Raw genomic sequence first — 14,753 nt, forward strand, 5'->3', positions numbered from 1 at the left:
ATGGGTATCGCTGAACTATTGCACCTCTTGCGCGAGAACAGGATCGCCATTTCGGCGACGGATGGGCGGCTCAAGACGGCAGCGCCAAAGGGGGCAATCACCGCCGAACTCGCCGAACTGATCCGCAATCATCGCGTGCAGTTGCTCGAGTTCGTGGAGCGCGCGGCCGAGCAGAACGGCCCCGCTGAGAGGATTGAGCCAGCACCCGCGCTGGACGCCTATCCGCTGTCCTTTCCGCAGCAGCGACTTTGGTTCATCGATCGCTTGCAGGGCGGAAGCGCCGAGTACAACATTCCGGTCGCTCTGCGCATGACGGGGCAGTTGGACGTCGGCGCGCTGCAGCGCGCCCTGGACACCGTCGTGGTCCGCCATGCGGTATTGCGCACCCGTTTCGAGGAACGCGCTGGCCAACCCCTGCAGGTGATTGACCCGCCTCGCGGTCTCGCTATCGCGATGCTTGATCTTTCGCTGCTGGATTCCGAACAGCGCGAGCGTCGCATCCATGCACTGGCCGAGGAGGAAGTCGATCGCAGCTTCCTGCTCGATACCGATCCGATGCTGCGTTGCGTCCTCATCCATGAGGCGAGTGATCGCCACGTCGTATTGTTCACCATGCATCACATCGCCAGCGACGGCTGGTCGATGGGAGTGCTGGTTCGCGAGTTTGCCGCGTTGTATGCGGCCTACCGCGACGGCGGCGAGCACGAGTTGCCGCCGCTTCCGGTTCAGTACGTCGATTACGCCTACTGGCAGCGCCGCGTGCGCGGTGAAGCCGCTTTCGAGCGGGACCTGGAGTATTGGCGGCGCCGCTTGGCGGGTGCGCCAGCGCTACATGCATTGCCGTTGGACCGGCCGCGCCCGACGCAGCAGAGTTCCTCCGCGCAGCGCCTGTCGGCCAGGATCGCACCCGCCGAGGCAGCGGCGCTCCGTGGGCTGGCGCGGCATTGCGATGCAACCTTGTTTATGGTGCTGCAGACGGCGCTGGCGCTGCTGGTCGCACGTTGGAGTGGAACCCACGACGTCGTGATCGGCACGCCTGTGTCGGGGCGTCCGTATCAGCAAGTCGAGCCGTTGATCGGCTTCTTTATCAACACCATCGCATGCCGCATCGACGTTTCCGGTGACCCCACGGGCGAGGCGTTGATCGGGCGCGTGCGAAACGCAGTGTTGGAGGATTTCACCCATCAGCAGTTGCCTTTCGACCTATTGATTGACGCGCTCAGGCCGGAGCGCAGCCTTGCCCACAATCCGATCTGTCAGATCAAGTTGGTGCTGCAGAACCACCAGAGCACGGCGCTGGACCTGCCGGGACTGACGCTGGAGCCGGTTGCGCGCGGTTTGGAGCGCGTGCGTTTCGACCTCGATCTTACCGTCAGTGAATCCGAGGAGAGTCTGCATCTGAGCTGGACTTGGAAAGAAGACTTGTTCGACCGCAGCAGCATCGAGCGTATGGCGCACGCCTATGCTGGAGTACTGCGGCAGATCGCCGAACGCCCGGAATCGCAGGTATCGATGCTGTCCTGGCAGGATGCGCCCGCGCAGGCGCAGGTGCTGGCACAGGGCCGCGGCCCGTCCAGCACGCGTTACCGCGAGCAGCCGCTGATTCGTCAGCTGCAGGCGCAGGCGGCGGCGACGCCGGAGGCGGTGGCGGTGCGGTGCGGTGCGCAGCAGTTGACGTACCGCGAGCTGGACCGTGCCTCCAACCGGCTGGCGCAGGCGCTGGCCGAGCAGGGCATCGGCGTGGGGGCGCGGGTGGGGGTGGCGCTGGAGCGTTCGTTGCCGCTGCTGGTGGCGCTGCTGGGAGTGATGAAGAGCGGCGCGGCCTACGTGCCGGTGGACCCACGGCAGGCGCCGGCACGTACGCAGGCGATCCTGCGCGACGCTGAGGCGCTGGTGCTCCTGCTCGACAGCGGCGGTGGGGTTTCGGTTGCCGGGTTGGATACGGTGTTCATGGACGGGGCGGAGCAGGGGGCGTGGCTGTCGGCCTATCCGGACCAGGCGCCGGCGGTAGAGATAACGGCCGAGCACAGCGCGTACGTGCTGTACACCTCCGGCTCGACGGGCATGCCCAAGGGCGTGGAGGTGCTGCAGCGCGGCCTGGCCGATTACTGCGCCTTTGCGCGGGGAAACTACTACGCCGGGCATTTGGCCGGTGCGCTGGTGGCGACCTCGCCGGCGTTCGATCTGACGGTGCCGAGCCTGTATGTGCCATTGCTGGTGGGCGGCTGCGTGGAGCTGCTGCCGGGCGAGGAGGCGGTGTCTGGGCTGGCCGCGGCGCTGGAGGCGGCGACGGCCCCGGCGTGGTTGCTGCGGCTGACGCCCTCGCACGTGCAGGGGCTGCTGGCGCTGTCGGATGCGCAGCCGCGGCTGGGCGCGCACGTGTTCGTGGTGGGCGGAGAGGCGTTTCCGGCGGAGCTGGCGCACACGTTGCGGGCGAAGTATCCGCAGGCGCGGATCTACAACCACTACGGGCCGACCGAGGCGGTGGTGGGAAGCAGCTGGTACGAGGTGAGTGACCAGGTGCAGGCAAGCGGCATGCTGCCGATCGGCCGTGCGATGGAGAACACGGCGCTGTACGTGCTGGACGCGCGGATGGAATTGCAGCCGCCGGGCGTGGCGGGTGAGCTGTACATCGGCGGATGGGGAGTGGCGAAGGGGTACGTGAAGCGGGAGGCGTTGACGGCCGAGCGCTTCGTGGCGAGCCCGTTCGAGGCTGGGGAACGGTTGTACCGCACAGGCGACCGGGTGCGCTGGCGTAACGACGGGCAACTGGAGTTTCTGGGTCGACTGGACGACCAGGTGAAGCTGCGCGGGTTCCGGATCGAGCTGGGCGAGATCGAGAGCCGTCTGCACGCCGAGGCATCGGTACGTGAGGCGGTGGTGGTGGTGCGGGGCGAGCAGGCGCAGGCGCGTCTGGTGGCGTACGTGACGCCGTCCGAGGAGGTGGTGGCTGAGGGCTGGATCGCCCAATTGAAGGGCGCGTTGGCCGAGGTGCTACCGGGCTACATGCAGCCGTCGGCGTACGTGGTGCTGGAGGCGCTGCCGCTGACGGTCAACGGGAAAGTGGACAAGAGCGCGCTGCCGGAGCCGGAGCCTGAGCACGGCGAGACGGTGGCGCCGGAGACAGACACCGAGCGGGCACTGGCGCAGATCTGGGAGCGGGTGCTGCAGGTCGGTCCGGTGGGAGCGCAGGCCAACTTCTTCGCGCTGGGCGGGCACTCGTTGCTGGCCACGCGGATCGTGAGCGAGATCGCGCGGGTGCTGGGCAAGTCGGTGCCGGTGCGTGCGCTGTTCGAGCAGGCGACGCTGCGGGAGTTGGCGGTGTACGTGGACCGGCAGGTGGCCAGTGGCTATGCGCCGATCCCGACGGTGGCGCGCGATGGCGCGCTGCCGTTGTCGTTTGCGCAGCAGCGGCTGTGGTTCATCGACCGGCTGGAAGGGGGCAGTACGCAGTACAACATGCCGGTTGCGCTACGGCTGCGTGGTGCGCTGTCGGTGGAGGCGCTGGGTCAGGCGCTGTCGGGTCTGCTGGCCCGGCATGAGGTGCTGCGCACGGTATATCGGGAGGTGGACGGCACGCCGTGGCAGGTGATCGTGGCCGATGCACAGGTGCCGCTGGTGGTAGAGGATTTGAGCGCGCTGCCCGCAGCCGACCAGGAGGCAGCGGTGCAGGCACGGGTGCAGCGGGAGGCGGGACAGCGCTTTGACCTGGCGCATGAGCCGATGCTGCGGTGTCGGGTGCTGCGGCTTGGGCCACAGGAGCATGCGGTGCTGTTCACGCTGCACCACATTGCCAGTGACGGTTGGTCGATGGGGGTGTTGGTACGTGAGTTTGTGGCGCTGTATGCAAGCGCGCTGCGCGCAGAGGCGGCGGCGCTGGCGCCGCTGTCGGTGCAGTACGCGGACTATGCGGCGTGGCAGCGCGAGCGCTTGCAGGGGGCGGGGCTGGAGGCGTCGCTGGGCTATTGGCGGGAGCGGTTGCAGGGACTGCCGGCGGTGCATGGCCTGCCGCTGGATCGGCCGCGCCCGGCGCGGCAGGACTTTGCCGGTGGCCGGATCGAGCAGGGCATCGCGGTGGCGACGCTGGCCGGCCTGCAGGCGCTGGCGCAACGGCACGATGCGAGCTTGTTCATGGTGCTGGAAGCAGCACTGGCGTGGTTGTTGGCGCGCTGGAGCGGGGAAGGAGACATCGTCATTGGTACGCCGATCGCCGGTCGGGTGCACCAGGACGTGGAGCCGTTGATCGGGTTTTTCGTGAACACGCTGGTGCTACGCACGCAGCTGAGCGGGGAGGAGACATTCGAAAGTTTGCTGGCGAGCACGCGACAACGCGTGCTGGAGGCGTACACGCACCAGGAGATCCCGTTTGAGATGCTGGTGGACGAGCTCAAGCCGGTACGCAGCCTGAGCCATGCGCCGTTGTTCCAGGTGTTGCTGTCGATGCGCAACAACGCGCAGGTGGCGTTGGCGTTGCCCGGGCTGGACGTGTCTTCGCTGGGCGAGGGTTACGAGCAGGCCAAGTTCGACCTGCAGCTAGCGGTACAGGAGACCGACGAGGGACTGCGGCTGACGTGGGGGTATGCCAGTGGGTTGTTTGAGGCGGCAAGCATCGAGCGGCTGGCGCGTGCGTATGCACAGCTGTTGGTGCAGATCGTCGAGCGTCCCGAGGCGACGCTGGCGACGCTGTCCTGGCAGGATGCGCCCGCGCAGGCGCAGGTGCTGGCACAGGGCCGCGGCCCGTCCAGCACGCGTTACCGCGAGCAGCCGCTGATTCGTCAGCTGCAGGCGCAGGCGGCGGCGACGCCGGAGGCGGTGGCGGTACGGTGCGGTGCGCAGCAGTTGACGTACCGCGAGCTGGACCGTGCCTCCAACCGGCTGGCGCAGGCGCTGGCCGAGCAGGGCATCGGCGTGGGGGCGCGGGTGGGAGTGGCGCTGGAGCGTTCGTTGCCGCTGCTGGTGGCGCTGCTGGGAGTGATGAAGAGCGGCGCGGCCTACGTGCCGGTAGATGCCCAGCAGGCACCGGCGCGCTTGCTGGCGATCCTGGACGATGCCGAGGTGGGCCTCGTCCTGGGTATGCCGTCGGCGTTGACGGCGACGGCGATCCGTGGTCTGTCCATGGACGGAGCGGAGCAGGGGGCGTGGCTGTCGGCCTATCCGGACCAGGCGCCGGCGGTAGAGATAACGGCCGAGCACAGCGCGTACGTGCTGTACACCTCCGGCTCGACGGGCATGCCCAAGGGCGTGGAGGTGCTGCAGCGCGGCCTGGCCGATTACTGCGCCTTTGCGCGGGGAAACTACTACGCCGGGCATTTGGCCGGTGCGCTGGTGGCGACCTCGCCGGCGTTCGATCTGACGGTGCCGAGCCTGTATGTGCCATTGCTGGTGGGCGGCTGCGTGGAGCTGCTGCCGGGCGAGGAGGCGGTGTCTGGGCTGGCCGCGGCGCTGGAGGCGGCGACGGCCCCGGCGTGGTTGCTGCGGCTGACGCCCTCGCACGTGCAGGGGCTGCTGGCGCTGTCGGATGCGCAGCCGCGGCTGGGCGCGCACGTGTTCGTGGTGGGCGGAGAGGCGTTTCCGGCGGAGCTGGCGCACACGTTGCGGGCGAAGTATCCGCAGGCGCGGATCTACAACCACTACGGGCCGACCGAGGCGGTGGTGGGAAGCAGCTGGTACGAGGTGAGTGACCAGGTGCAGGCAAGCGGCATGCTGCCGATCGGCCGTGCGATGGAGAACACGGCGCTGTACGTGCTGGACGCGCGGATGGAATTGCAGCCGCCGGGCGTGGCGGGTGAGCTGTACATCGGCGGATGGGGAGTGGCGAAGGGGTACGTGAAGCGGGAGGCGTTGACGGCCGAGCGCTTCGTGGCGAGCCCGTTCGAGGCTGGGGAACGGTTGTACCGCACAGGCGACCGGGTGCGCTGGCGTAACGACGGGCAGCTGGAGTTTCTGGGTCGACTGGACGACCAGGTGAAGCTGCGCGGGTTCCGGATCGAGCTGGGCGAGATCGAGAGCCGTCTGCACGCCGAGGCATCGGTACGTGAGGCGGTGGTGGTGGTGCGGGGCGAGCAGGCGCAGGCGCGTCTGGTGGCGTACGTGACGCCGTCCGAGGAGGTGGTGGCTGAGGGCTGGATCGCCCAATTGAAGGGCGCGTTGGCCGAGGTGCTACCGGGCTACATGCAGCCGTCGGCGTACGTGGTGCTGGAGGCGCTGCCGCTGACGGTCAACGGAAAGGTGGACAAGAGCGCGCTGCCGGAGCCGGAGCCTGAGCATGGCGAGACGGTGGCGCCGGAGACAGACACCGAGCGGGCACTGGCGCAGATCTGGAAACAGGTCCTGCACCTGTCGAGTATCGGTGTGCACGACAATTTCTTCGAGATCGGCGGCGATTCGATCCTGTCCATCCAGATCGTTGCGCGCGCCAATCAGGCCGGGATCCGCATCACCACCCGTCAGTTGTTCGAGGCGCAGACCATCGCGCAACTGGCGCGTTGCGCCGAACAGTCGGTCGGGCGCGCGACGCAAGCGCCACAGGGCGCTGTACAAGGTGATCTGGCTCTGTTGCCTGTCCAAAGGCAGTTCCTCGCCGAGGGCGGCCCTGGGGTGCACCATTACAACCAGGCCCTGCTGCTGCGCGTGCCGCACGCAATGGAAACGGATGATCTGCGTTGCATGATCGAGGCACTGTATTGGCGCCATGACGCACTGCGCCTGCGCTTTTACGAGCGCAATGGCGAATGGCATGCCGATCATGCTCCGCTTGATGGCGAGACCATCCTACGTGCCTGCGTACTCGAAACGCTGCCGGAGCGCGCAGAGGACGTGGCCGCCCATATCGAGGAACGCTGTACCTACTGGCAGTCCGCTTTCGATCTGGGCGATGGTCCGCTGTTTCGCGCTGTCCATTTCCGCGGCGCAAGTACGGCGCGGCTGCTGTTGGTGGCGCACCATATCGTCATCGACGGCGTCTCCTGGCGCATCCTGCTGTCGGACCTGGAACACGCCTATCGCCAGATCGGACGCGGCGAACCGATCGCGCTTGCGCCCAAGACAGCGTCCCTGCAGCAATGGGGGCAGGCGCTGGCCACCTACGCGCGCAGCGATGCACTTGTCGCCGAACGCGACTACTGGCTCTCCCAATGCCAGCACTCCATCGCGCCCTTGCCGAGCGACCACCAAGCAAGCGGCAACGGTTCGGTGGCCAGCGCCCAGTACGCGCGGCTGGGGCTCTCCAGCGATAAAACGCATGCGCTGCTCACCAAATGCAACGCCGCCTACCGCACCCAGATCAATGAGCTTCTGCTCGCAGCGGTCACCTTGGGTGTGCGCCGCTGGACCGGTGCAGCAGGCGTGCGCGTAGCACTAGAAGGTCACGGACGCAGCGGCCTCTTCGAACATATCGATACCACCCAGACAGTGGGCTGGTTCACCACCCACTACCCGTTGGCATTGTGGTCCGAGCATGCCGAGGTTGGTGCAACCATCAAGGCGGTGAAGGAACTATACCGTTCGGTTCCGCACCAGGGCATCGGTTACGGTGTGCTGCGACACGTGGCCCAAGACGCCGAACTGATTGCTGCCGAGGCGGGCAAGCAGCCGGAGTTGACGTTCAACTACCTCGGTCAGACAGAGCAGGCAATTGCAAGGGAACGGTTTTTCGAAGCTGCCGACGAGTCGATGGGGCGCACGGCTAGCGCGTTGCGTGAGAGGCGTCATCCGCTGACCTTGCGCGGCATGGTCTCGGACGGGCAGTTGAGCTTCACCCTGGAATACAGCAGCGAGCGCTACGAGGCGGCAACCATCGCTTCGTTTGCAAACCATATCGAGCAGGCATTGCGCGAGATTGTGGCCCATTGTGCGGACATGGAGCATGCCGAGTACACGCCGTCCGATTTCCCGCTGGCGCAAGTCACGCAGGTGCAGCTCGACACGCTGCAGGCGACGTATCCGCAGATATTGCGATTGTATCCGGCCACTCCGATGCAGCAGGGCCTGCTTTTCCATACCAAGCTCGATCCATCGGCCTATGTCGCGCAGACGTTTCCGGTGCTCCGGGGAAAACTAGATCTGTTCCGGTTCCGCGCAGCCTGGCAAGCGCTGGTGGATCGACACGATGTGTTCCGTACTGCGTTCGTCGGCGAGGACGAGCGGCTGCTGCAGCTGGTGTCTTCGCACGCTACGTTGCCTTGGCACGAAGATGATTGGCGCGACCTGTCCGCCGAGGAGCAGGAGGCACGCTTCGAGGCATACCGCGAACTCGACCGGGCACGCAGTTTCGACTTCCGACAGGCGCCCTTAATACGGTGCGCACTGTTTCGGATCGGCACGGATCGCTATCGCCTGCTGTGGACTCACCACCATATGCTCTCTGACGGTTGGTCGCTGCCGATCCTGTACAAGGAGGTGATGACGCTTTATCAAGGGCTTCTGGACGGCAACCAGTCGCCCCTCGCCCCCGCACCAGCCTACGAATGCTACGTCGAGTGGCTGTCGCGGCAGGACCACGATGCGGCCGTAGGATTCTGGCAAGAGCAACTGCGTACGGTGGAAGCGCCGACGCCATTGGCCATCGACCGCCTGCCTGTGGACGATGATAGCGGTCAGCGCGAGCGCAGCCTGACCTTGGAGGACGCAGTCAGCGAACGCCTGTTCGCGCTTGCCCGTAAACAACGCATCACCCTGAATACCGTCGTACAGCTGGCGTGGGCCTGCGTGTTGAAACGCTACAGTGGCGAGGACGATATTGTGTTCGGCGCGACGATCTCCGGCCGGCCGGCCGAGGTCGCTGGCGTGGAGACCATGGTTGGCCTGTTCATCAACAGCATTCCGGTACGCGTATCGCTGGGCGAGCCGCAGTCAGTGCGCGATGCGTTGGCGACACTGCAGGCACGCTTCGAAGCAGCGACGGCATACGGCTATCTCTCGCTGGCGGAGATCCAGCGGCAATCAGGGGTCGCCGCCGGTATACCTTTATTCGACAGTTTGGTGGTAATCGGCAACTATCCGATCGAGGCAGCGATGGAAACGCAGTCCGGCGATGCCGGACTCAGCGTGGAGAGCAAGGGCCGCCGCGAGGAAACTGGATACCGCCTGGCGTTCAACATCAATTTGCGTCAACGCATCCATCTGCAGTGCGCCTACCGCGCCGAATACTTCACCGACGCAGCCATCGACAGGATGCTGCTGCATTTTCGCGAAGTGCTGGTCAGGATGCCGGATGCACTCGACGAGGATGTACGCAGCCTGGATCCAATGACGGACGCTGAGCGGGCCGAACGTGTTGCGTGGAACCTGCGTCCCGCCGATTACCCTCGCGACATATGCGTCCATACATTGTTCGAAGAGCGCGCGGCATCGCACCCCGGGGCAGTAGCTGCAACCTTCGGCGAGGATACGGTGTGCTATGGCGAGCTAAACCGTGTCGCCAACCGCGTCGCGCACTATCTGCGCGCGAAAGGCGTACGCGCGGACACGCTGGTGGGCCTGTGCGTGGAGCGCTCGGTGGAAATGCTGATCGGCATGCTCGGCATCCTCAAAGCAGGTGGCGCCTACGTGCCGCTGGATCCGGACTATCCAGAGGACCGCATCGCCTTCATGCTTGAGGATTCCGGAGTCGACATCGTGCTGGTCACCAGTGACCTGATGCAGGCTCTGCCGGTATTTGACGACCATACCGTGCTGCCGCTCGATGCCGGACTGCGCGACGCGTTGTTGGCTGACTGTTCCGACAACAATCCCATTCTCGGGGCGGAGGCCGTACACGGCCGATCATTGGCGTACATGATCTACACCTCAGGTTCGACGGGAACCCCCAAAGGCGCGTTGATCGAGCATCGGAACGTCGTGCGCCTAGTGTGCCGTCCGGATTACGTGACGCTCGATGCGAGCGGGGTGATGGCGCAGGCGTCCAACAGCTCGTTCGATGCTGCCACGTTCGAGATATGGGGCGCACTAGCCAACGGCATGCGCCTGCATCATGTGCCTAAGGAGGCGTTGCTCGATCCACATGCGCTGTCGGGCATCCTGGCGCGGTCCGGCATCACCATGATGTTCGTCACCACGGCAATTCTCAACCAGATGTCGCTCGTGAACCCGGCCGGGTTCGCGCCTTTGCGCTGCTTGCTGTTCGGCGGCGAGGGCGTGGATGTGGAAGCGGTGGGGCGGATCATTGATGCTGGCAAGCCCGAGCGCCTGATGCACGTCTATGGCCCGACCGAAAACACCACTTTCAGTACCGCCTACGAAATTCGAGAGCGCCGCGGCGACACCTATCCGATCGGCGTCGCGATCTCCGGTAGCGCCCAGTACGTGCTCGGACGCGATCAGCGTCCGGTGCCGTGCGGGGTGATCGGCGAGCTCTACCTTGGAGGTGATGGCGTCGGCCGCGGCTACCATTGCCGCCCCGACCTGAGCGCTGAACGTTTCCTCGTCGGACCCGAGTCCGATGCAGAGCGGCGCTACAGGACCGGCGACCTGGTCCGTCAACTGCCGGATGGCAACGTGGTCTTCGTCGGCCGTGTCGACGACCAGGTGAAGGTGCGCGGGTTCCGCATCGAGTTGGGCGAGATCCAGACGCGCCTGCGGGCTCACGACGCCGTCAAGGATGTCGTGGTGGTGGCTCAGCGCAGCAGCGAGACCACGCGGCTGGTGGCCTACGTCGTCACCGCTGGATGCGAGCCGGTGAACGAGCTGCTGCTGGCGAAAGAACTGCGTGCCTACCTCAAGCGGCTGTTGCCGGACTACATGGTGCCGGCGGCCTTCGTGGCAATGGATCAATTGCCGCTTAACCGCAACGGCAAGGTCGACAGGGAACGCCTGCCGGAGCCCGATTACCAGTCTCAGTACAGCTATTTGGCACCACGCACGGAAGCCGAGCGGACCCTGGCGGCGATCTGGCAGCAGGTGCTACGCGTCGAACAGATCAGCGTGCAGGACAACTTCTTCGAGATCGGTGGCGATTCGATCCTGCTGATTCAGGTGGTGTCGCGCGCCAACCATGCCGGATTGCACATTAGTACCCGGCAGTTGTTCCAAAACCAGACCATTGCCGAGCTGGCACTGGCCATGGAGGCCGAGGAACCTCAGGTGACCGAAATGCCGCAGGCGCCGGCGGATGGTGCCATGCCGTTGCTGCCGGTGCAGCGGATGTTCCTCGAGGGCGAAGCGCTCGACCGCCACCACTTCAACCAAGCGCTCTTGCTGGAAACACCGGCGGACTTCGACGAGACGACGCTAAGCGCGGTACTCGAAGCGCTGTATCTTCGCCACGATGCGTTGCGCTTGCGCTTTGTGCAGCGTACTGACGACTGGCAGGCCGTACATGCGCCGTTCGATCCTGCGATGGTGCGGGAAAGCATGGTGATTGAGTTGCCGGTGAGGGATGTTCCAAGGGCGGCCCATGTATCCGCGCGTTGCGCTGAGTGGCAGCGTCGCTTCCATCTCTCCAACGGCCCACTGCTGCGCGCGGTGTACTTTCCGCCTGAGCACGCCGGTGAGGCGGGTCGCCTGCTGCTAGCCGCGCACCATATCGTGGTGGATGGCGTCTCCTGGCGCATCCTGCTCACCGACCTGGAGTTGGGCTACGAACAACACGCGCGTGGCGATGTCGTGGCGTTGCCGCCCAAGACCTCCTCGTTGCAGCAATGGGGACAGGCATTGAGCGAATACGCATGCAGCGAAACGCTGCTGCGCGAACGCGATTATTGGCTGGCGAATGCCCGCGGCGGCGAACTGGCCCCCGACAAGGCCGGCCTGGAGTTCCCCAGCCCAGGTGCGATCTCGACCACCCGCAGTGTTGTCTTTGGACTGTCCCGCGAGGACACCCGCGCATTGCACCAGCAATGCAACGCCGCCTACCGCACGCGCATCAACGAGCTGCTGCTCGCCGCAGTGTACCTGGGCATGCGCCGCTGGAACGGGCAGCGCGAACTGCGCCTGCGTCTGGAAGGTCATGGCCGAGAAGCGCTGTTCGACGAGCTAGACCTCACCCAGACCGTCGGTTGGTTCACCAGTGTCTTCCCCGTTGTGCTTGAAGCCGACGGCGACGGCGTTGCAGATGCGATCAAGGCGGTGAAGGAACGCTACCGCTCCATCCCCCGCAATGGGATCGGCTATGGAGTGTTGCGTTATCTTGCAAGGGATGTGGCGCTACGCGAGGCTGCTGGCGCAGAGACCGACGCGTTGATGTTCAATTATCTGGGGCACTTCGACCAAGTGCTTAACGAAGCAAGTCACTTCAGCCCCGCACGCGAGTCCATCGGCCCGCAGACCAGCCTGGGGCGACAACGATCTGCACTACTTGCGCTCAGCGGCAAGACCTTTGCCGGGCAATTGCAGTTCACCTTGTCCTACAGCGTCGAACGCCACGAGGATGCCTCCATGCGTGCGCTCGCTGCGTGTATGGAACAGGCGCTGATGGATGTGACAGGCCATTGCCAGCGTCCCGATGCCGGTGCATGGACGCCGTCGGACTTCCCGCTGGCTCAGGTTGACCAGACGCGCCTGGATTCCTTGCACGAGCGTCATCCTGATCTGCTGCGGCTGTATCCGGCCACGCCGATGCAGGCAGGCATGATGTACGAAAGCCTGCTCGACGCCTCGGCGTATGTCGTACAGAATTTCCCCGTGCTGCGCGGCACCCTGGATCTCGCCGCGTTCCGGCATGCGTGGCAGGAAGTGGTGACGCGCCACGATGCGTTCCGCACGGGCTTCGTTGGCGGCACCGACGATCTACACCAAGTGGTGTTGGCTGCCGCGCAACTGCCGTGGCACGAGGAAGACTGGCAAGACCTGCCCTCATCCGACCAGCGCATCCGCTTCGAAACCTACCGGCAGGAGGACCGATGCCGAGGCTTCGACTTCGAAAGTCCACCCTTGATGCGGATTGCGCTGTTCCGTCTAGGCCACGACCGCTACCAGCTGCTGTGGTCGCTGCACCACATTCTGCTCGACGGCTGGTGTCTGCCGCTGGTCTACCGCGACGTCATTGAATTTTACCGCGCACATATAGAAGCCAGGCCTTTCCAACTGCCCGCACCCCCTCCTTACGAGCGATACATCGCGTGGCTGTTGGCTTCGGATGTGCAACGTGCTCGCGATCACTGGCACGGCATGCTCAAGGAGTTCGACGCGCCGACGCCGCTGGCGGTCGACCGCCTGCCGGTCGGGAGCGGCCAAGGTCAACGCGAATACGTGCTCGAACTGGACGAAGAACATGCGCAAACGCTGCAGGCGTACGCCAAGTCGCATCGCACCACGGTCAACACCATGCTGCAATGGGCGTGGGCGTATCTGCTACACCGCTACAGCGCCGAGCCGGAGGTAGTGTTCGGCGCCACCATTTCCGGGCGCGCCGGACAGGTGCCGGGGGTGGAAGAAATGATCGGGCTGTTCATCAATACCATCCCGGTAAAGGTGGCGTTCGAGACCGGGCGAACGATCAGCGAGTCGCTCGCGGCCTTGCATGCCGACTTCCAGCTCGGCAATGAATACGGCTATCTGTCGCTGCCCGAGATCCGTCGCCAGTCACGCATCAAGCCTGGTGTGCAGCTGTTCGACAGTCTGCTGGTGTTCGAAAACTATCCGCTCGACGCGGTAATGGGCGACGCCGCCGGGTCCGCTGAGGCACAGCTCGACATTGAGGAACCAGGCACCAGCGAGGCGACCACATTCAAGCTGACACTCATCGCGGCGCATGCCCGAACGTTGCGGGTGAAGTTCGGCTATCGCGCAGAACGCTTCAACGACGCGGCGATCGCACGCATGGCCGGGCACCTGGGCCAGATCCTGTTGCAGATGACCGAGCCAGACTGCACGCCGGCAAGTATCGGCCTGCTGACGTCCGATGAGCGTACGCAACTGGCAGCGTGGAATGCGACAGCCGCGCCGTATCCCGAGGCGGCTTGTATCCATGAGCTGATTGAAGCGCAGGTAGAACGTAGTCCGCTCGCGGTCGCTGTGGAGTTCGGCGATGACAGCATCACCTATGCTGAACTCAATCTGCGGGCCAATCGCCTCGCCCATGCGCTGCTGGCAGAGGGTGTCGGACCGGATCAAATCGTTGGCATCTGCATGCTTCGCTCTGTCGATCTGGCCGTCGCCATCCTCGGCGTGCTCAAGGCCGGTGGCGCTTACCTGCCGCTGGATCCCAACTTCCCCAGGTCCCGCCTGGACTACATGCTGCGTGATTCAGACGCACGCGTGGTAATCACTTCCAACGGTCTGGAGCAGGTGCTGCCTGTTGGTACCGAGACGATTCTCGCGCTCGATGCCGAACACTTGCAGATCCCGCTCAACGCGCAGCCCGCGCACAATCCCGAGACACGCAGTCGAGGCCTGGGGCCCGGCCGGCTGGCCTATGCGATCTACACCTCCGGCTCCACCGGCGAGCCGAAAGGCGTACTGAATGAGCACGGGGCGCTGGTCAATCGGTTGCATTGGATGCAAGCGGCCTATGCGCTTGACGCGAGCGACCGAGTACTGCAGAAGACTCCGTATAGCTTCGATGTCTCGGTCTGGGAGTTTCTGTGGCCGTTGATGGCTGGCGCGCGACTGGTGATGCTGGCGCCGGACGCGCACGCCGATCCCGGTGCCGTATGCGCGGCGATCTGCAAGTACGGTATCACCACGTTGCACTTCGTGCCTTCGATGCTGAGCACCTTGCTGGTCAGTTCGGACTGGGCTGCCTGCGACAGTGTGCGTCGGGTAATTTGCAGTGGCGAGGCGCTTGGATCGGAACTGGCCACCCGCTTTTTCGCCAC

General features: G+C 65.1%; 1 protein-coding gene (cut by a window edge). It reads left to right on the top strand.

What is annotated here, in order from left to right:
- Positions 1 to 14,753, top strand: the 5' portion of a protein-coding gene (locus AC1PLU_RS07205) for a non-ribosomal peptide synthase/polyketide synthase (protein WP_481108068.1). It continues 994 nt past the right edge of the window; 14,753 of the gene's 15,747 nt are visible here — the first part of the coding sequence; the start codon lies at positions 1 to 3; the stop codon falls past the right edge of the window.

The organism is Xanthomonas sp. NCPPB 2933 (assembly GCF_056725225.1).